Below are 23,675 nucleotides of genomic sequence, written 5' to 3'. Positions count from 1 at the left end.
TATTATACCTATAAAAATTAAAAATACATTTCTATTCATTTAATACGATAAACTCAAATAAAATTAGGTTAAAAACCGAGATAATAATATTATACAGAATATTTAAAATATTACTAGAAGTTTATTCTAGTAGAAAACTAATCATCACACTACTATTCGTATAGTACAAATTGGTTAACAAAAAATAAATATTTGAAAAAATAAAATAATAAGTTCTACTGAAATAAGATATCTATAATATAAGACCCTTATAGATGCTCCAAGAATCAGAAGATATCTATAAATACATCCTACTATCTAAAAAAGCAATTAATTAATAACATTAAAATAAATAATTTTATTACAAATAAATTTCTTGTTTCTATAATATGATGTCATTAATATCTACGGTACATAAATAAATCATGTAAAAAAATAAAATAAAATTTAATAATCTGTATATTATACAAACTCGAAACTCTTTATTTTTCTAATAAAATTATATATGAATGATCTGTTTATCTCGATTCTGGAATCCTTTCATAAAATAAGAATTAACTTTATTTTAATGTAAATTACCAAATAACTTTATATATAGTGAATCTAGAAAGAAAAGATTAATATATAAATCTATACTGAAATTATTTAAAAAATACAAATTTATAATACAATAAAATATAAATTATAAATATTTAGAACCAAGAATAAAAATATGAACGATAATATGCGCTTAATATCTATCTCCAATTATCCCATAATACCTGTAATTTTTTATAAAAATACTAACTTACAAATAACTCAAATATATAAAAAATTTTAACTTATATTGAAAGACCATGATAATATATCACAATAGTTAATTCCATCCATATTTTAAATTCCTTCAATCTTATTGTTTCACTATGCATGAGCATTATCTAATACATATTAATATAATTATAAATACATCCTGATTTGTCTAAGTAAAAATATATACTATATTAGTATATAGTAAATATATATCTTCAGTAAATGTAAATATTGCATATCTATAAAAATTTAATTAAAGTTTATTAAACTAGATATATATTTCAAAGTACAAATTAAGATTCTTTTTTATGATTCCGATCAAAAATAAAAATAGAGTATAAAATACAATATATTAATACAATATTATTCTTAAATATGACCATAGTCTAAATAAAATAAAACTCGTATGCTTCATATACTATGTTAACCATTACTCATATTTTAAAACTAAATAATAAAAAAGATTATGTAGTTAACTACTATAATTTTTTTAAAAAGGTAATAACTAATTTAACTACACAGACTTACTAGTCAAGATAAAATCTGATGCTTTTATTTTGTATATTAAGCAATCTACTTTACTTTATATAAAAGATTATTAAATTAAAAAAACATTAATGATAAATTATAATATAATAATAATTAATTAAATAGATAAAAATAGATTGCAATATAATTTCAAGATAGTTATTTATCAACACTATAATTGTGAAAGTAATCTTCTATTTTTAGACGAAAAGAGATTAAAATTAATTATTATTATTCTGAATAAATTACAGGAATAAATGAGTAAATATAAAATATTTACTAATATCAATATCAATTATATGATATGGTCATCGTATCTATAATGACCACTTAACTCTATGAATCAATCTCTATTGAAGATAGATTCAACTATATTATATAGTATATTTAATTTTTTATTGAATAAAATAAATATATTTTAATATATAAAAATCATTGTTTTACTTTAATAAGTATTATAGATGATTACTAATCTTAAGCCATATATAAGACTATATTTTGTATCTGACTAATATAAATTATCATATATACTATATGATATTAAAATATAGAAAATAAATACAATAATTCAATAATTTAAATCTATTAATTCTAATATATAAAATGTATTTTATCTGAAATCATAAGACATTACTTCTACAATATTCATATTTTACTATCTTGATAGTAAATATCAAATATTTATTTTAATTTATATAATCCTCTTTAGATAGAAAACAAGATCTTTATTAACTAAATTAAAACAACACATTTAAAAAAGAATTCTAATTCTAACTTAATCTCTTCATAATTAAATCTATTAACTTATGGAGTGGAATGTCATTCAATATAAATTGAATATGAATGTTAATTTCATATTACTCAAATTAAATGTTCTAAAATAAAATAAATATTTTGTAATATTACTAACTCTCTTTGTTATCAAGCATAAGCGAGAGAACTCTATTGATTTGTTCAATAACTTACTAAATTAATGATTAAGAATCAGTCAGTATAACTATTATATCTAATTTTAAAAAATGACTTATATATAATGAAAATTAACAATAAGAACTCTTATGTAAAACAGAGTACTAGTTATTGCTATCACTTCTAGACCATACCATAAAGGATGAAATAACTCTATTACAAAATATATTTTTAACAATCATCTCATTACATAATTAATTCACTGAATAAATCTCATTATAATCAATTTAAACATAATTCATTCTCAACATATAAATTCAACTATTGACTATCAACCCAAATATTAATATTATTAATAATAAGTTAAACTTATTAAAATAAGTAAGATTATTTGTATATTCACAACAATCTATTGTAATCAACTGTTATGCATCAGTCATAAACAAGAACTCTATATGTATCATAGTACACATAGCTATTATCATAGCATATAGCATTCACGTTTAATTTATTATTCTGAATCACTTTACTTACTATTGAATCGTGTTATCTTGATATAATTATTCCTATTTAATTTGACAAGCATCTAAAAAATTCTAACAAAAGATTTTTTGAATATTAAATTATTAAGATAAATTCTGGTTTATATAAATATATATAGATTCTAATATCACGATATAATAAAAGTACTATCAAAATATCTATAATCATTCTCATAATTTAGACACCTATCATTTCATTCCAACCATATAAAAGCAATTTGAATTATAAAACTAACAGTTGAATAAACAATGAAACTAGATCGAGTCTTCCATAGATCAAACATCATATTGCTATAATTTTACTTTAAAAAATATGATCAGTCTTATTATGCTAAACAAAGGTAAGTCTTCTTAACCTCGTCTAAACTATTGATAGTATAATATAATAGTTAAGACACACCGTAATCAGGGTATATACTGATGAACATCTATAATTCAATTAGTAATTGAAACTTACCTGGTTAAGATCTAAAGATTTATCTAACTAGTTTTGAATCTCAATAATATGATAAAAAATTCAAAAATCGAAATACTATCAAATAAATTAAGATAGAAGTGATCAATATTAATTATTATAATTTTTTATAATAAAAGTAAAAGTATAAATGATATGTATCGTATACTTATCTTACTATTTACCAGAAATCACTACGTATATTATCAGTTGTAAATAATTATAAAAGAAAATATTAATCGATCACAATCAATACGAGACACCATGAATTAAATGATTATACAATACTCTTATCATATACATTAGAGTATTAATGAAATTCTAAAAATCTATGATCTCAGTTATCATGATTAACAACCATTCATAGACTAAATTTTATTACTATTGAGGTGTCCTATTTTTACCCGAGTTTCTAATTTTTACCGACACGTCCTTGGTCATGAGACATGTTTACTATCTGAAATCTCAAAAGTATATCAAGCGACTACCGTTCACAGCACAAACCATAATATTTTACACAAAAATATTAGTGATAATGCTATGAAAGTCATATATCGCTTAAATAAATCTGGATATGAAGCCTATCTAGTTGGTGGTGGTGTGCGTGACCTACTCCTTAATAAAAAACCAAAAGATTTTGATATTACAACTAACGCGACACCAGATCAAGTACGCATGTTATTTCGTAACTGTCGTTTAGTCGGACGCCGTTTTCGCCTAGCTCATATTATTTTTTCTCATGAAATTATTGAAGTTTCCACATTTCGTGGCCATCATACATCTAAAGAAAAAAACAGAATACATCGTAGTGAAACTCGCTATACACAAAATGGAATGTTATTGCGTGATAATATCTTTGGTTCTATTGAAGACGATGCACAACGCCGAGATCTCACTATTAACAGTCTTTATTATAATCTTTCTGATTGTACAATACGCGATTATAGTGGCGGAATGAGAGATTTAGAACATGGTATCATTCGCATAATTGGAGACCCAGAAACCAGGTATCGAGAAGACCCGGTTCGCATGTTACGCGTGATACGATTTTCGACTAGATTTAATATGAGAATTGACTCTAACACTAAACAACCAATACGACATCTTTCTGAATTATTATATAATATTCCTCCAGCTCGTCTATTTGAAGAAACACTTAAACTTCTTCAATCTGGTTATGGCTATAATACATACTTACAATTATGCAAATACCAGTTATTTCAACCACTTTTCCCAATTATTACGCACTACCTGAGTACACAAGCTAATAATAATATAGAACATATGATTATTTTAATGTTGAAAAAAACTGATATACGCATCCATAATCAAAAACCTGTTAATCCAGAATTTTTATTTGCTACACTTTATTGGTATCCTCATTTACTGATGACACAGAAAATTTCCCAGGAAAAAAGCTGTACCTATTATGATGCTTTTGTAATATCGATGAATGATTTATTAGATCAGGCTAGCCGTTCACTAGCAATTCCAAAACGGATTACTAACTTAGTACGTGATATTTGGAATTTACAATTACGATTATCTATCCGAGATAGTAAACAGACATCTATATTAATAGAACATCCTAGGTTTCGCTCTGCATACCATTTGTTAAAAATGCGTGCTATAGTAGAAGGAAATTATGAGCTAAATAATCTTGCTGCTTGGTGGTCTCAATTTCAAATATCCACTTTATCACAACAACATAATATGATAACAATTCTACGACAAAATCTACTACAAAATTGTCAATCAAACCACCCATGTACATACATACCTTTGTACCCGAAACAAAACTAAAGTAGTTTATGCAAAAAATAAATCGTGTTTACTTATCCCTGGGAAGCAATCTTTCTAATCCTCTTTATCAACTTAGCAGCGCTCTTAATAAAATAAAAAAAATACAAGATTCTCAATTAATTATACAATCACCACTATATTACAGTCTTCCTTATAGTCCTATTAAGCAACCTTATTTTCTTAATATAGCAATAGCTATTGATACTTCGTTAGAATCTGAAACGTTACTAGATCACATACAGTATATTGAAAAAGAACAAGGACGTGTTCGTCAAATTGAACGATGGGGGCCACGTACACTGGATATTGATATCATGCTATTTGGAGAAAAAATAATTAATACACCACGACTAACAGTACCACACTATGATATGAATAATCGTGCTTTTATGCTTATACCTCTTCTGGATATTGCCCCTAATCTTTATCTTCCAAATGGAAAACTATTATCTGAAATAATAGATTCTTTCGATCAAAACACCATGAAAAGTGTAATGAAATCCCCCTTCCTCACATAAAATAAAAAGTATTTCTTTATATGAGACATACGATAAAAATTGATTTTTTACTTATTAAAGAAATTTACTAATACAAATGTTCTACAAATATTGTCTTATAACAAACATCTCACCACTTATCAACATAATAATATAGAAACTATTCGTTCATTATATTTAAAAATCATCAGATGAATATTATACTTTTTTGAAAAAACGACTGAAACAGAAAAGATAAAACTAAAAATTCTATAACTCCTAAATAGAATTATGAATAACTACATTCATATCTCATAATTTATTCATTTTCTCTCTCATCTTACTGTTCTATACATATAAATTTATTACTCTTGTATTATAAAAATAAAAAATAGAAAGATTTTTTCCTGAAATTGTACTCAATTCCTAACTAAATATAATACAATCAAAATTGTACAAAAATAAAATATAGCATAGTACTTTAAACTCTTGAATAAAAAGTTTTTTAAAAATGATGTGTAAAAAATCAAAAATTAAATATCTACCTTGAGAAACAAAAAATCTAAGATATCATCTTTTTAATCTTAAATTAATTATTTTTTAGCAAGCAAAAAATCTACTAAATGAAAATATTGTTGAAGATAAGTCTTTACAGAACTAGAATCTAACTCACTGTTATTAATCACATATTTTCCATGAATCAACATCGTTGGGACCCCTTTTAGACCTATATCTCCTGCAATTTGTTCTTGTTGGACTACTAACAACTTTACTTTATCACTATTCCAAGCTCTATCATATTCTACTGATTTTATCCCAGAAACTTTCATAAAAACATTTTTTAAAGAAGCTGCATCAGTAATAGTATGATCATATAAAATCCCATGAAAAATAGGTAAAATAACCTTATTTTCTAATCCCATAACCATAGCCATCGCCCATACACGCGTTAATATATGACCCATATCCCCACCAAGAGATCTAATGTGATACTTTATGATTTTAACACGAGAAGGAAAGTTTCTTTTTAGAGTATGTCCAATAGGCCAAGATTGTTCAAACTGATAACAATGCGGACAATAAAATGAAAAAAATTCAACTATTTGAGCTTCAATAGGAATAGGCGTATTCAATGTAATATAGTGTTGACCATTTATAAACTCAGAAGCTGAAACGCTTAGTGTCAAACATAGACCCAATAACACTACGCAAATCTTATTCATTTAAAATACCACCTTTTCATAGAAAATATCAAATACAGATATGCTAACCATCCTATAGTTGGTACACTTATACAATGCAAATACTTAAATATACAAGACTCGTTAATTACTAAAAATCATTATTCCAAGTTTATGTTGAACTACATAACTATAAATTAATCTTGTTCTTAAAAATGAAAAATATTTTTGAGATGAAGAGATAATAAGATGACTATCTTATTATCCTATCTATAAAATTCTAATATAAGATATAAATATACACATAAATATAATGCTAAATACAACTATCTATGATTTAGAAAACAATTCTTTTAAGAATGGAACAGAAAATATAAATTATTTTTCTTGTAAAACACGATATTAATATGTAAAATTACTATAATATATAAAACTGGAATTTAAATCAATTACACTGCTGATTCAGTTCATTAAAAAATTTTCCTAAAAAATTAAAAAATACATATCCTATTATCTATTAATTTATGAAACATATGTTCTCATCATCAATTCATAAGTAAATATTTTTATCTAACACCATATTAGATGGTATCTATGATTATACCATACCTAATATAAATTTATTAATTTATCTTTTATGTTATTTTGTAGTTAAAAGAACTATTCTACAGTATTCATTATAAATGAAGTCATAATTAATCTATTTCTCTAAGTGGACTAGATGATCCATCTTCCCAACGAGTAAAAAGATCATTCTTGAGCTTAATGTCAAACTGATCTAAAACACGATTTACTGTTTGATCAATAACACTCATTACATTATGAGGACGATGATAAAATGCAACTATTGGAGGCATAATAATAGCACCTATCTCCGATGCTATAGTCATCATACGAAGATGTCCAAGATGTAGTGGAGTTTCTCGTACACATAAAACTAGACGGCGTTTTTCTTTTAATACTACATCAGCAGAACGAATCATAAGCCCATTATGATAGCTATGTACAATAGCAGATAAGGTTTTTATAGAACAAGGTAATATCACCATACCGCTAGTTTTAAATGATCCAGAAGAGATGCTCGCCGCAATGTCATGAACATCATGCACCACATCGGCCATAGCATGAACATCATTTACTGAATAATCACTTTCAAGCAGTAGTGTTTGATGGGCTGCTTCACTCATAACAAGATGCGTTTCAATATCATTCACATGTTGTAAAATCTGTAAAATTCGTATACCATAAATAATTCCACTTGCACCAGAGATACCCACGATCAATCGCTTCATACCATCTATCCCAACCCTAATTGTATAGAAAAACATCTTACGAACTTTAGTGCTCATTCGGGTCATATTACTGAATATTGATATTGATAAACATAAAATATAATCTAAATATCTTTATAAACAAGAACTTAGATCCTAACTATAAAAAATTAGACCCATTTCTACACCAATAAAATTTCTATATCTATCTAACTAAAACCATACTAAAGCTCTCTTACAAAAATAAAAATCATAATACATATTAATCACATTACTATATAGTTTATTTCATAATAAAAGATTTAATGATCTATTAAATAAAGAACTAAAAAAATAAAATATTATCATACAATTATATCTTGATATAATGAAAATTCAGCATCTCTTCAAAGTAAGAGATAACATCTACTTAACTATATTATAGTATCATTTTTACTCAACAATACACTATGAATATCATCCAGTCATATAAAATAAAAAAGATTTATTAGTACTAGTTTGATTTTATCCACCATCAATTAATATAATAAATAAGAACTATAGACAACTCATAAAAAATATAAAAATTGTATCTTTAAATAGTATTTGACTATGAAGTTTACATTAATAATTAAAGCTCGTTATATATTTCCAAATTCTCTACCTCGCTTATATTTTTTAAATCTCTAGAATAATCAGTACGTGATTCTTCTAAATATGACAAGTATTTCTGATCAACATCCTTAGTTATATAAATACCATTAAATACAGAACATTCAAATGTAGTAATATCTAGATTATCTTCTCGTACTGCATTAATAAGATCTGTAAGATCTTGGAAAATCAATCCATCAGCCCCAATTAAATAACAAATCTCATCTGCATCTCGGCCATGAGCAATTAACTCTGTAACACTGGGAACATCAATCCCATATACGTTTGGAAAACGGATTTCTGGAGCCGCTGATGCTAAATATACCTGATGCGCACCTGCTTCACGCGCCATCTCAATAATTTGTTCAGAAGTAGTTCCACGCACAATAGAATCATCTACTAATAATACATTTTTACCATAGAATTCTGCACGATTTGTATTTAACTTACGTCTGACTGCAGTGCGACGTAAGTTCTGACCTGGCATAATAAAAGTACGTCCTACATAACGGTTTTTTACAAAACCCTGTCGATACGGTTTATCAAGAATACGTGCGATCTCTAAAGCTATGTCACAGGATGTTTCAGGAATAGGAATAACTACATCAATATGGAGATGCCTCCATTCATTTGCGATCTTCATGCCAAGTTTAGTTCCCATACGAACACGAGCACTATATACAGAAATTTTATCGAGACATGAATCTGGACGAGCAAAATATACATACTCAAACAAACATGGAGTACATTGTGGATTATCAGAACACTGATGACTAAACAACTCTCCTGATGTAGTTATATACACTGCTTCTCCAGGTTCTATATCTCTTAGTAATTTAAATCCTAACGCATCCAATGCTACACTCTCAGAAGCTACCATATATTCAACACGTCCATCATCTATCGTACGCTGTCCAATAACTAACAATCGAATTCCATAAGGATCCCTAAAAGCAACTAAACCATGACCAATAATCATCGCAACACAAGCATAAGCACCTTGTACTTTTTTATGAAGCTTAGATACAGCTGAAAAAATATTTTCTTCTTGAAGAGGGTAACATTGAAATGAGTCCAGCTCCTGAGCAAAAATATTAAGAAGAATTTCAGAATCCGAAGTGGTATTAATATGGCGATGACCACTTTGAAATAACACGGTACGTAATGCAATAGCATTAGTAATGTTCCCATTGTGGGCTAATGTAATGCCATACGGAGAATTAACATAAAAAGGTTGAGCCTCAGATGCGCTACATTTGCCAGCTGTTGGGTAACGAACATGACCAATCCCCATATTACCACTCATGCGATTCATATGAGTAATTTGAAATACATCACTCACTAAACCATTTCCTTTTCGCATATGAAAATAATTCATTTCATCGATAGTTACAATACCAGCAGCATCTTGTCCGCGATGTTGAAGCATTGTTAATGCGTCATAAATAGACTGATTAACAGGCATAAATCCAGCGATCCCAACAACACCACACATATTGATATGTCCTCATAATCTGACCTTATGGTACCCATATTTTAATAAAAAATTTCTTGATTTTTTAGATAAGTTATGACTGACTGAGTAATATACTTAAAGTAAGGAATTAGTTGAGATTGCTGCCAATCTGGAAGTTGAGAAAAACTAGTAAAAGCATCGAGAAAAAACAATATAGCAGCAGCAATCAATATACCACGCAACCCGCCAAAAAAAACTCCTAACACCTTATCTACTGCTAAAAAACTAGTTTTAGAAACTAGGCTCCCTATAATAGAGCTAAAAATAGCACCAACAATCAAAATACTTATAAAAAGACACATAATAGCAACACCGTTACGAATTACTTCATTGTCAAAGCCTGTCAACAAAATAGCAAGATGAGAATAATAGCGATTAGTTATTAAAAATGCACAAAACCAAGTGAATAAGGAAATTACTTCCTTAACGAAACCACGCGCTAGGCTAATAAAAGAAGAAAAACTAATAATTGCGATAATGCTATAATCTATCCAGATCATAAATAATTCCAATTACTATATAATATCTAGTGTAAAATTGACATTTCAATCTGAATTTAAATTTACGTCCACTGAAGTATTATACTTTCTGAAAGATCCACTTGTTAATGAATTACCAAACTAATTAACAATTTTATTAAGTAACTAATTAGAATATCTATATACACTATCTATCACATAGATAATATCTAATATTATAATTAAATACATACCCCTTAAGATCATGTAATCATTATGTACCTTTAGTACAACTACATAGCTACCTATCTCTAAATGATCTACCAATTTTTATAAAAATAATAACTATTCAATATCTAAGAATACATATCTAAATTACTAGTAGAGAATATTTAAAACTATTCATCTTACGAGTCAATCATTTAATTCTATTGATATAGAAATATTATAAAATTAATACAATTAATATAATCAGATCTGATTGAGAGAAGTTATAATAGCTCACCTTTATAATAAAGCAACTCTCTAAAACAGCATTCTATAATATAAGCAAAGTAATTAATGAATTGTTTTCAGAAAATAAACTAATCTTAGTATATCACTTCTTAAATAGAGATATCTGACATTCATATTTTCTAGTCTAGAATAGATACTAAATCAAAAATTTTAGTATATATCTTCTATAACTAGATTTTATATGATAAATATCAATGATATAGCCTATTTATTCAGAATAATTAAAACAACCCACTATATATTATAGTGGGATAGGCTATTGACATTCTGTAACTATTGTACGATTTCTTATCAAAATCTTTCTTGATATAAAAAATTCATTTTTATCATATCTATTGACTATCATCATAAAATGATATAATCATTCCGTACTAAATTCTTGATACTATTCACATATTTTTAATAATTGGCATAATATTTCTAAGCAACAACTTTATTACAATAAATAATCGTAATAATGAAATATTATTTCAATGGATCTCGATTTATAAAATATCAATATGAAAGATCTGAGAAAAAATCCGATTAACAGTTTAGTATCAAATCACATCATTATAAAAATGATCACTATGCATATAATTATAGTAATTTAGGAACAAATCCTGTCATACTCTTTTATTAAAGAGCTTCATTCAAATTATTTATAACTATAAGATGAAAATAGAAAAATATGAAATGCATATCATCAGATTCAATAATCTCATTTTAAAGCAATTGAATAATCTATATTTCAAGCATATTAAAATCAATCCTAATTTAATTTCATATAAAAAGCCTAAAATCACTAATAAATTATAGAATACATGCTATCTATATATGATCTGATATTTCATCATGCTTAATATCTTCTAATTCAGATAACCTCTTTTCTAGAATACTCAACCTTTCACGCGTTCTCAATAAAATCTCTGCCTGAGCATCAAACTCTACACGACTAACTAAATCTAATCGAGTCAACTGTGCTTGTAGTGTCTGACGTATTTTTGTTTCAATATCATAACCAAAATCACGAATACTAATTGGCATAGCGTTATGAACTTGCCTAGCTAACATTGCAATTTTTTTTGCATCAATCATTATTCATCTCCTCATAAAACTAAAATAAAATCTAATGTCTATTTCTTTCTTTTAAAAAAAGAAATCATATTTTTCATCAAAAGTTTTTATTAAAAAATAGTTAAATATACATAATTATTTCAATCAGTATAAAAACCCTAATTTTAACTATTAACAGTGAGATACCCTATAATCTGCTAACGTAATCTAATCTTATATACAATCCATCTTGTTTCCTAAACTTAGAGACATTAGTAAATTTTTAAAAAGAAATTTTCATTATATTTTTATGGAAAGTAGTAAATTTACTCATCTCGTAAACTTTTATCTCAAATTAGATAAGAATTAACTCCCTTTTATAAAAAGGCTTTATGATAAAACTCATAACTTTATCGTCTTTTTTCTACTTAATAATAAATTTTATCGATAGAATATAAGATTCTACTATTAAAATAGTGACCATTGTATCAAAATCTTTTTATAAAATACGTAAACAGAGAATTACTTGTTATTATAACCCTAATTAAAAAGATATTTAACCAAATTAATCCAATCTTTTTACGTTATTTAAACAAAAATGATCAAGTAACTAAATATTTTATGTAATATAAATTTTAAACAATATCGATATCTTGTCCTAACCAATCTGTAATTTTTCTCTGAATACCAGCACTATCTAACTCATAATCTATGCGAATTTGCTCCTGATCCCCCTGGGGAATAAATTCATCTGGTAGACCAATATTAAGAACTAATATTTGTCTTCTTTTAGCCATTAATAATTCATTAATACCACTACCAGCACCACCTTTAATTACTCCTTCTTCTAGAGTAACCATTATTTGATGCTCTTCTGCTATCTCCAAGATCAGCTCATTATCTAGGGGTTTTACAAAACGCATGTCAACTAGAGTAGTATTCAAATCTTCTGCAACTACTATAGCCTGAGACAGTAATGCACCAAAATTTAAGATCGCTATTTTTACGCCTCGTCGCTTTACTATTCCTCTACCTAAAGGAAGAGAAGCTAGCGATTCTAAACGTGCCCCAGTTCCGTAACCTCTCGGATAACGTACTACACTCGGTCCACCTTTGTAGTGATAACCAGTATACAACATCTGACGACATTCATTTTCATCACTTGGTGTCATAATAACAATATTAGGAATGCAACGTAAAAAAGCAAGATCAAATACTCCTTGGTGAGTTGGCCCATCTCCTCCTACCACCCCCCCACGATCAATTGCAAATAATACTGATAATTTTTGAATAGCAATATCATGAATAACCTGATCATATGCACGTTGTAAAAAAGTAGAATAAATTGCTACTACTGGATTATAACCGCCAATGGCTAATCCAGCAGCAAAAGTGACTGCATGTTGCTCAGCAATGGCTACATCAAAATACTGATCTGGATATTCACGTGAAAACTTAACCATGCCAGAACCTTCTCGCATAGCTGGTGTAATAGCTATCATCTTATTATCAACAGATGCAGTCTCACTTAACCATTGACCAAAAACTTCAGAGTAACTAAGCAGACCTCCAGTATTTTCAGGCAACAAACCTCTATTTGGATCAAATTTAGGTACTGAATGCCAAGTAATAGGATCATGTTCTGCTGGATAATACCCTTTTCCCTTTTTTGTTATTACATGCAAAAACTGTGGTCCTTTTAAGGACTGCATATTGCGCAAAGTAAGCACAAGTGCCCCTATATCATGACCATCTATAGGGCCAATATAATTAAAACCAAGTTCTTCAAATAAGGTACCAGGGACAAGCATGCCTTTAAGATGTTCTTCCGTTCGCTTAAATAACTCTTTGATTGGAGAAACAGCATTAAACACTTTTTTACTATTTTCACGTATACAGGTATAAGCTTCACCTGATAAAATCGTAGCCAAACGATGATTTAAAGCACCTACGTTTTCAGAAATTGACATCTCATTATCATTCAAAACAACTAAAATATCTACTTTTACCGAACCAGCGTGATTCATAGCCTCGAATGCCATACCGGCGGTAATTGCTCCATCACCAATCAGACATACTGTTTTACGACCTCTTGCCTCTTTAGACGCAGCAACAGCCATACCAAGCCCAGCGCTAATCGAAGTCGATGAATGACCAACACTCAAAACATCAAACTCACTTTCCTCACGCCAAGGAAAAGGATGTAATCCGTTTTTTTGTCGAATTGTACCTATGTTATCACGACGCCCAGTTAAAATCTTATGAGGGTAAGCCTGATGCCCAACATCCCAAACAAGCGAATCAAATGGCGTATTATAGACGTAATGCAAAGCAACTGTTAGTTCTACTACTCCCAACCCAGAAGCTAAATGACCGCTAGAATAACTAACACTTGCTAGCAAATACTCCCTTAGCTCATTACAAAGCAATGGCAGAATACTTTTTGGTCTCAACCGTAATTCTTCTACCGTGCTTGCTAGAGCAAGTGTAGGGTATTTAGAAGGCTCAAAACTCATCATAATCTCATTTAAAGGTTATATATCATGCTCAATTATAAAACACGCTAAACGCTGTAATAAATTTGTATTCAAAGATTTTGCAGAAAGCATTGCTAATTCACCCATAGCTTTTTGATATAGATCTTGTATCTTAATGTTGGTATTCGCCAAACCTGCTAATGATGGATAAGTGCTCTTATTAAAATTTTTATCGGAGTCAAATTTATTTCTAAGAAATTTTCGGTCATTGATAACGTCTAAGATATCATCCTGTATTTGAAAAGCTAAACCAATAGAATTAGCAAATCTATCAAGAATAGGTATAATCTCTAAACCAATATCTCCAGCTGTCAAGGCACCTAGACGAATTGCTGCACGAATTAAAGATCCAGTTTTATGTAGATAGACCCATTCTAATTCCTCTAATGTTACCTTATCACCTCTCATCAATAAATCTAAAGCCTGACCTCCACACATTCCTTTTACACCGCTAGCTCCAGCTAACTCAGAAAGCATAGAAATCCGATTCTCTGGTGTTACTCCAAACATTGGAGACTCACTTAATATAGAAAAAGCAAGAGACTGTAATGCATCACCAGCTAAAATAGCTATATCTTCTCCAAATTTAAGATGGCAAGTTAAATGACCACGACGAGATCTATCATCATCCATGGAAGGTAAATCATCATGAATCAAAGAATATGCATGTATGCATTCAATAGCTGCTGCTGGCACATCAAGAACCACTTCCTCTACATGAAGCATGCTCCCAACAGCATATACTAAAAAAGGACGTAAACGTTTTCCCCCTGATAATACAGCATACTCTATACTTTGTACTAAAGATGTGTGTTTCAATGGAAGTTTTATAATATATTGATGAAGCGCTTCATTTACACGATGATAATATCTATTTAGTAATGAATTGTCACTCATAACTTTGCCTATCTTTCACAATTATTCACTTAAAATTCTTCTTGGACATGATCTTATAATCTAAATTATAGAATAAACCACTGTATCTGAATATACAAACCTTCAAAGCACAATAGTTCTGCTTCTACAAGAAGAACAAAAGAGACATCTAATCAACTTAATTAAACTGACTAATTATTGTATAAAATTTATAAATCTAATGGTCTTGATCAACTTTTAGCAACATACATCCTGACTTTAAGTTACAGTTAACGGAACTATTTTAATATCTTTAAAATAGATAAGATTAAGGTCAGTGAGAATGATATACTCTGAGGAGAAATTTATACAACATGCAAAAACTAATAGATAATCTAATATTTTAAAAAATTCAATATCAACTAAACGGAAATTTTTTCTAAAAACTATGAAAACAAATCGAGCTATGAAATCAATATTTAAGTCTCATTGCTCACTCTATAGTGAATTCTATATGTATTATAAAGGAGATTTCCTTTATGAAAATAAAATTTACTAATTAGTACATAATTGACTTTAAAAAATAAATATAAACAACAGATTCTAAATATAACTATATTAATTGAATAAATAATATCTCCTTTTTCTTGGAAAAATTTAAAATTTTTCTAAATATATTAAAAATTACTTTTGATAGATAGAAGAGAATATTATATTAGAAGATGATAGATAATAATGCATAGCATTAGATAGAAAAACATACTATCAATAACACTTCAGATAATTCTATTAAGTCTAAACAAGAAAATCTATCTATCTAAATTACTAAATAAGTCCGATTATATTACGTTCGATCTTTAAAAAATAAAAAAATATTTATTTACTTTAAAAAAATCAACCTACTAACTATAAAATACATAATTTTTAATAATAAGGTCTATCAAGACAAAGACCACAAATCTTAAGATAGCTCTTTGTAATAAAACAAGCAATTTTTAATAAAGATTAAAATATTCTACTTACAATTGTCTAGATTAACCTTCAAAACATTTGTATTCTAATTACTAGATCTGCATAACAATATAGTTATCTTTTCATTTAGAAATTAAGTAATATTGATAATCAAATTTTACCATATTGTGATACAAGGATTCTTCTGGTAATTCACCTTAAAGACTTATACGCAATCACCTTGATAAAAGATATATAAATAGTAACTTTTTACAGATGAACTATCGTCTTATCCACTAAACTTATTCATCTAATCTGACTCATTGAATTACACTCAATAGATTGTAGAACCGTAAGATTACTTGTTTTAATTAATTTTTAGGAACTTAGTTGAGTAAAATAACATTGATAATGACTAGAAAATTTGCTATATACCTTCTAGGTATCAGTAGATATATATCAATCATTCTTAAACACCTATCTAATAATTAAAATTATAGATATAAATAAAGTGATAAATAACTCATCTTGTTTTCAGAACATAAGAAAGAAATGAATAAACCAGCATTACTTATTACTATTGATACCGAAGGGGATAATCTTTGGCAGAGTCCTAATCGAATTATGACAAAAAATACCTATTTTTTACCTCGATTTCAACAATTATGTGAGAAATATCAATTTAAACCAACCTGGCTTACTAACTACGAAATGATTAAAAATCCTGCATACATTGAATTCTCCAGACATATTATTAGACAAAATAGCGGTGAAATAGGTATGCATTTACATGCGTATAACAATCCACCATTATATGATCTAACAGGAGATGACAAACGATATCAACCTTACCTCATTGAATATCCTGAAGAAATTATGCGAAATAAAATTATATATATAACACACTTATTAGAAGATACTTTACAAATCAAAATTCAGTCCCATCGAGCAGGACGATGGGCATTTAATGTAAAATATGCTCAAATGCTCATAGAACAAGGTTATAAAGTAGATTGCTCAGTAACTCCTCGAGTTAACTGGCAACACACAATGGGGCATCCACAAAGAGAAGGAGGCACTAATTATCAGGATTTTCCTGATGATTCTTATTTTATCGATGAAAATAATATTTCAAAATCTGGTAATTCTACTCTATTAGAAGTACCAGTGACTATTCAATATAAACACACTAGTTTAATCAATCAACTTCAATCAACTTATTATCGGTTACAAGGACAAAAATACAACCCAACGACCCATTGGTTCCGTCCTATTCGTGGAAATCTAAAAAAGATGATAGATGTAGTCAAAACCTCTATGAAAAATGGAAGAGACTATGTCGAATTTATGATGCATTCTTCTGAATTAATGCCAGGAGGAAGCCCAACATTTAAAAATAAATATGATATTGAAGTACTATATAACAATTTAGAACAATTATTTAGCTGGCTACAGCGTTATACGATAAGCATGACTTTATCAGAATATTATTCTAAAAACATAAAATTTTATCCTAAAAATCAAACATAAACCACTTTATAATTTAATTTTTAATAAAAATATAAGATCATAGATTCTATGTTAATGAGATAGAATATAAAACTAATCTCAATAGACGAGATATCTAAAGTTTTCAGTCTATAATAACTATATTTAGTATTATAGATAAGCTATAAGAACAACTAACCCCATAAAAACAAGATAATACTCAAAGTTAACGCCAAGACTTATAAGTATTCATTAGTCCATTAGTTGAGCTATCATGACTTCTAATCTTATTCACATTAGAAAGTTCCGATAGAATACGATTAGCTAGCTTCTTACCTAATTCAACCCCCCACTGATCAAAACTAAAAATATTGAGAATAACTCCTTGTGTAAAAACCTTATGCTCATATAATGCCATCAAAAGACCAAGACTATAAGGGGTAATGCATCGTATAAGAATTGAGTTAGTAGGTCGATTCCCATTTAACTGCTGATAAGAGGTTAGATCTTTAATCAATTTAAAATTTTGTCCAAGATACGGTTTCTCTCTTTCTATCAAATTTACTGATTGACCAAACGCCAAAGCCTCAGTCTGAGCTAAGAAATTAGATATTAGTTTATCATGATGATTACTCAGTTTATTATGTGAAATAACAGGTGCAATGAAATCACATGGCACTAACTTAGTCCCCTGATGCATCAATTGATAAAATGCATGCTGACCATTAGTTCCTATATCACCCCAAATAATAGAACCAGTCTGATAAGAAACAATCTTCCCAGCACGATCCATACACTTTCCATTTGACTCCATATGATTTTGTTGAATATAATTAGAAAAATAGCGCATATAGTGGTCATATGGAAGAATCGCTTCAGTTTCTGAGCCAAAAAAATTATTGTACCAAATACTAATCAAAGCTAGTAATATCGGTAAATTTTTTTCGTCTGATGCATGAAAAAAATGACAATCCATAGCGTACGCGCCACTTAAAAATGTCTCAAAGTTTGCAAATCCAATAGACAAAATTATAGATAAACCAATCGATGACCATACCGAATAACGCCCAGTAACCCAATCCCAAAGCTCAAACATATTCTCACTATCAATACCAAACTTATTCACACCCTTTCTATTAGCAGATAAAGCAACAAAATGTTTTGCTATATCTCTTTCTTTACCTGATCTTAAAAACCATTCACGAACGCGATAGGCATTACTCATAGTTTCCTGCGTAGTAAATGTTTTAGATGCAATCAAAAACAGAGTAGTCTCTGGTTTAAGTATTTTTAATGTTTCAATAATATGAGTACCATCAATATTAGAAAGAAAATGCATCCTAAGATGATTTTTATATGGACTAAGTGCTTCTGTTACCATGCGAGGACCAAGATCAGAGCCACCAATTCCAATATTTACTACATCAGTAATAGACTTACCAGTAAACCCCTTCCATTCACCATTGATAACTCTATTAGAAAATACTTTCATCTTTGCAAGGACGTTATTTACATCAATCATAACATCTTTACCATCAAGTAAGATCGGAGTATTTTTACGGTTACGCAACGCTATGTGTAGAACTGCACGATTTTCAGTACGGTTAATTTTCTTACTAAAAAACATGGAATCAATTGCACCTCGCACGTCAGTTTCTTTAACGAGCATTTGTAGTTTTTCAATTGTTTCTTTAGTAATAATATTTTTTGAAAAATCTAGCAATATCTCCTCCTCAAACTTTATAGAAAAAGAATCAAAACGTTTAGCATCCTGTTTAAAAAGATCAATCATTTTTATATTTTTTATCTGTTGAAAATGTTTTTGTAGATTTTTCCAAGCAGTAGTCTCTATCGGGTTAATATTTTTCATAAAATCTACTATGGTAATTAAGAACATTAGTCTTATATGAGTTTAATACGTTGTTAAATTTAAATTTCTTCTTTAGAATTATAGAACAGAATAAAGATTACATGATAACATTTAGATCATAGTTAGGAAGAGAATAAGAACTATCAATCTTTTTAATTTACTTTTTTATAAATATACAGTACCATCATAAAATGGAGTTCTTTATATCAAAAGATATAAAAATAAACTTATATATTTGATAAACATAGTGTACCCTTCTTATTGACTTTATGCATCTATTCTGCATTTAGATGAGAATTTAGTGATATAAATAATCTAATTAGTTTTTTATCTATTAATGTATACAATAAGTAATATCATGAATATTGTCTTTATCAACTTTATATAAGAGAAATAATCGAATTGAAGATCATTATAATGATGATATCTCAACCTAAAATTATTTCACTACATTATTAAATAATTATACATGTAAACATTTGATAAAAATTACTAACATAAATAATTATTATATAATTTAATATTTTCATCTGCAGTTAGTATTCGTAAGAAAGCGTCCAACTAAATTAAAATTTATTTAAATACACCAACCTTACTTATTATATCAATATAATATAGGAATAAGATAATCAGGCAAAGATTAATCCAAAAAAGCAATTCTAGTCAATCTATAAACATCTGATTAGACAATACCGATAGATGATAAACAATATCTTACTTAATTTTTAGAGATAAAAGAGTTTTCATACACAGTCATGATTATTGTTTCTATGACTTAATGCAGATTATCTCCAATACATTCATGATAATTATTTATGTTATACATCTCTATTTAGATAGATCAAAGATTCTTATTAAGCATCTATAGTGAATAATGACGTATTATTTGTAATCTAATCATAGAGATATTAGTCAAAATTAGCATAACATTATGAGACTCCTACTCTGAAATCTCTATGGTACATTAAAATCATAGGTGTTATTCCTCTTCTTTGTACTAGAACATTCTCAATTCTCCTTGTTAACCATGATTACAATATAAAATAAAATCCAATCACGTTTCATAAAAAATCGATGACTATCTAATAAGATATTATTAAATTTTTATCTTATTTAAATAAATAATTTTATATTAGTACTAATACAATACTACTTACTTTCAGTTGCATTTTATACTCAAATGTTAGCTTCTTCCCTATAATATAAAAAAGTTTAAAAAACACTGGTCCAAATCAGTGAAGATGATATTAATATCACAATATATCATTTTTCTTTTAAACTTTTAGAAATATTAACGCAGATTAATAAAAAACAAGAAGATTTTCCTTCGTGCTAGTAGCTCTATCCTAAAAACATTATAACACTTAATGTTTGATGAAAGAGGTAGCAAGATGAGATTTAATCTTATCATACAACCATCCTAATTATTCTTAATATAAACTTCTTCTTACTTAATTTTCTCATTCTACCTTGTTAAATTGGAATTATTCTCTATTTAATACCTCTAAAAATTCTTGTATAGATACTCATACTGAAGTATTTAAAATACTTATATGATAGGAATAACAATAATAATAATTATTGTAATTACTACAGTACCTATTAATAAAGATATTTGATATAATCTACCAAATTAGTTATAATTAAAATAATCTACGTATTTTATTATTAATAGAAATGGATTTATAGTACATTTTAAAGAAATAACAAACATAGATCATATAAACAAATATCTTATATTAATACCTAATGGTACAATAAGTCTGCAAATAGAATCCAAAAATTATATCTAATGTTTTATAATAACTATATTGTATAGAGTATACTTCAGTGCACTCTATTCTCATCACCTGGTATCTATACTCCGCATAGATATACGCATAATCTATTTTTATAAAAAAGAAATATTACTAGACAATTAGTAAAATAATCTATTTCGTTTTCACCAATTAGTAATATATATTATATATATCATGAGATTTAAATATATAATTTTATCTATTCTGTATCTCTCTTAAATATTTAAAAGATAAAGTTATTGTCATCTATAAAGAAGATCCAATAGCAATAGCAATAGCAATATATATATTGACACCAATTCTCTCATTTCTTCATCCATATGACAAATAATAATATAAGATCTTCTTTATTAATCTAAATTTTATAAAAATATTTTTACTTTATATAAAGTATTCTATTACGTATAGCTTATAGTTTTCCTCTTTTTGTAATTAAGAAGAATATCTTTGAAACGATGAAGATATCTATATCCTCTATTTATAGAAGAACATTATTAGCATTATTCTTATTATTAAACTATGAAAAACACAATATAATAAAGTCTTATATAAAAATTAATAGATCGTTTTTTCTTTTTATATGAATGACATTAATTACATAATAAATATATATCACTTAATGTCTATTAATGTAATTACTTTTTATCATTAAAAAATTATAAGTATTAAAAAATATCTATTATATCCATATCCTATATTTTCTTGATCAAAAATTTTATACATTAAATAGAAAATGTATTATGTCCCCATCCTGGACAATATAACTTTTCCCTTCTAACCTCATTTTACCGGCATCTTTAGCTCCTTTATCACCTTTATAGGATATAAAATCATCAAAAGAAATAACTTGTGCACGTATAAATCCTTTTTCGAAATCAGTATGAATTTTACCGGCAGCCTGTGGCGCTGTAGACCCAACTGGAATAGTCCAAGCCCGAACTTCTTTAATACCAGCTGTAAAATAAGTTTGTAAATTTAGTAGATTATAACCTGCCTGAATAACACGATTTAATCCTGTCTGCTCCATACCTAAAGCAGTCATAAATTCCTGGCGTTCTATATGCTCCATCTGAGCAAGATCCGACTCAACAGTCGCACAAATGGTTACTGCTATTGATTTTTCACTACTCGCAATCTTATATACGGAGTCAAGATACAAATTGTTTGAAGATGCATCCTCATTAACGTTGGCAAGATACATTGTGGGTTTTAAAGTTAAAAAATTTAAAGAACGAATTATAGCTTGGTCTTCAATGCTTATATCTAACAAACGTAACATTCCAATCTGAGACAAATGGGATAAACATTTTTCAAGAATCACTTGCTCTAATTTAGCATGTTCCATTTTATGAGATTTTTTCTTTACTCTTTGAAGAGCGCGTTGGCAGGTATCCAAATCAGAAAGAACTAATTCTGTTTGAATGGTTTCAATATCGTCAACAGGATCTACCTTATTATTTACATGAATAATATTTTCATCTTCAAAACAACGAACAACATGTATAATTGCTTCGGTTTCTCGAATATGATTTAAAAATTTATTTCCAAGGCCTTCTCCTTTCGACGCACCTTGAACTAAACCTGCAATATCTACAAAATTCATACTAGCAGGTAAAATACGTTGTGGTTGTACCACTTCAGCTAATTGACTAAGCCGTAAATCAACTAAGGGGACTACTCTACTATGAGCCTCGATAGTACAAAAAGGAAAATTATTTGCTTCAATACCAGCTCTAGTTAACGCATTAAATACAGTAGATTTTCCAACATTTGGCATGCCAATAATACCACATTTCAAACCCATATTTAACCTTATTATTTAACTACTCTAATATAAAATAACGATATATAAATAATATCGAATAACAAAGAATCTGTCATACCATCTATAATATTCATGTTTTTATGAAAAAATTAATACTAAAAAATATTTGATTGTAGAATATAATTCTATATATCAGTATGAATTTTATATAAAAACACTAAAAAATTATAAAACTATCAAGTCAATTGTACACTCTATAAATCATTATTTTAATAAAGAACCAACTCTTAAGATGTTTAAATTTTTTATAAAAAATAAAT

12 protein-coding genes are annotated in these 23,675 nt (G+C 27.7%); 3 read left to right on the top strand and 9 right to left on the bottom strand.

What is annotated here, in order from left to right:
• Nucleotides 1-3,597 precede the first annotated feature (3,597 nt).
• Together pcnB and folK are read left to right on the top strand one after the other, a co-directional pair.
• Nucleotides 3,598-5,004 carry a polynucleotide adenylyltransferase PcnB gene (gene pcnB, locus ERCIPICE3303_RS01170; protein WP_416046616.1) on the top strand — a complete coding sequence of 469 codons (1,407 nt, stop codon included), beginning with the start codon at nt 3,598-3,600 and terminating at the stop codon, nt 5,002-5,004.
• A 17-nt stretch (nt 5,005-5,021) separates the two neighbouring features.
• Nucleotides 5,022-5,522: a 2-amino-4-hydroxy-6-hydroxymethyldihydropteridine diphosphokinase gene (folK, locus tag ERCIPICE3303_RS01165; RefSeq protein ID WP_157991289.1), complete on the top strand. Its 501-nt coding sequence runs from the start codon at nt 5,022-5,024 to the stop codon at nt 5,520-5,522.
• A 551-nt stretch (nt 5,523-6,073) separates the two neighbouring features.
• Here the strand turns inward: folK and ERCIPICE3303_RS01160 are convergent.
• The 7 genes from ERCIPICE3303_RS01160 to ispA all read right to left on the bottom strand — a co-directional run bounded on the left by ERCIPICE3303_RS01160 (nt 6,074) and on the right by ispA (nt 15,524).
• Nucleotides 6,074-6,703: a DsbA family protein gene (locus tag ERCIPICE3303_RS01160; protein ID WP_157990921.1), complete on the bottom strand. Its 630-nt coding sequence runs from the start codon at nt 6,701-6,703 to the stop codon at nt 6,074-6,076.
• Nucleotides 6,704-7,356: 653 nt separating this feature from the next.
• Nucleotides 7,357-7,953: a UbiX family flavin prenyltransferase gene (locus ERCIPICE3303_RS01155; RefSeq protein ID WP_157991288.1), complete on the bottom strand. Its 597-nt coding sequence runs from the start codon at nt 7,951-7,953 to the stop codon at nt 7,357-7,359.
• Nucleotides 7,954-8,542: 589 nt separating this feature from the next.
• The gene (gene purF / locus ERCIPICE3303_RS01150) at nt 8,543-10,060 is read right to left on the bottom strand and encodes an amidophosphoribosyltransferase (protein ID WP_157990920.1); all 1,518 of its coding nucleotides are present in this window, start codon (nt 10,058-10,060) and stop codon (nt 8,543-8,545) included.
• A gap of 41 nt (nt 10,061-10,101) precedes the next feature.
• Nucleotides 10,102-10,581: a CvpA family protein gene (locus ERCIPICE3303_RS01145; protein WP_157990919.1), complete on the bottom strand. Its 480-nt coding sequence runs from the start codon at nt 10,579-10,581 to the stop codon at nt 10,102-10,104.
• 1,284 nt (nt 10,582-11,865) lie between these two features.
• The gene (gene ubiK, locus ERCIPICE3303_RS01140; protein WP_157990918.1) at nt 11,866-12,132 is read right to left on the bottom strand and encodes a ubiquinone biosynthesis accessory factor UbiK; all 267 of its coding nucleotides are present in this window, start codon (nt 12,130-12,132) and stop codon (nt 11,866-11,868) included.
• Nucleotides 12,133-12,725: 593 nt separating this feature from the next.
• Complete coding sequence (gene dxs / locus ERCIPICE3303_RS01135; RefSeq protein WP_157990917.1) at nt 12,726-14,606, bottom strand: 1-deoxy-D-xylulose-5-phosphate synthase; 1,881 nt, start codon at nt 14,604-14,606, stop codon at nt 12,726-12,728.
• 18 nt (nt 14,607-14,624) lie between these two features.
• Nucleotides 14,625-15,524 (bottom strand): (2E,6E)-farnesyl diphosphate synthase, encoded by a 900-nt coding sequence (gene ispA, locus ERCIPICE3303_RS01130; protein ID WP_157990916.1) that lies wholly within the window; start codon nt 15,522-15,524, stop codon nt 14,625-14,627.
• A gap of 1,461 nt (nt 15,525-16,985) precedes the next feature.
• On the opposite strand from ispA, the gene ERCIPICE3303_RS01125 reads away from it, so the two are divergent.
• Nucleotides 16,986-17,963 carry a polysaccharide deacetylase family protein gene (locus ERCIPICE3303_RS01125; RefSeq protein ID WP_157990915.1) on the top strand — a complete coding sequence of 326 codons (978 nt, stop codon included), beginning with the start codon at nt 16,986-16,988 and terminating at the stop codon, nt 17,961-17,963.
• A 184-nt stretch (nt 17,964-18,147) separates the two neighbouring features.
• On the opposite strand, the gene pgi is transcribed toward ERCIPICE3303_RS01125, so the two are convergent.
• Together pgi and ychF are read right to left on the bottom strand one after the other, a co-directional pair.
• The gene (pgi, locus tag ERCIPICE3303_RS01120; protein ID WP_157990914.1) at nt 18,148-19,791 is read right to left on the bottom strand and encodes a glucose-6-phosphate isomerase; all 1,644 of its coding nucleotides are present in this window, start codon (nt 19,789-19,791) and stop codon (nt 18,148-18,150) included.
• A gap of 2,514 nt (nt 19,792-22,305) precedes the next feature.
• The gene (gene ychF / locus ERCIPICE3303_RS01115) at nt 22,306-23,394 is read right to left on the bottom strand and encodes a redox-regulated ATPase YchF (RefSeq protein WP_157990913.1); all 1,089 of its coding nucleotides are present in this window, start codon (nt 23,392-23,394) and stop codon (nt 22,306-22,308) included.
• Between the last annotated feature and the right edge of the window lie 281 nt (nt 23,395-23,675).

This window comes from Candidatus Erwinia haradaeae, assembly GCF_900699015.1.
Taxonomy (GTDB): Bacteria; Pseudomonadota; Gammaproteobacteria; order Enterobacterales; family Enterobacteriaceae; genus Erwinia_E; species Erwinia_E haradaeae_E.
This window is presented reverse-complemented; position numbering and strand designations above follow the sequence as displayed.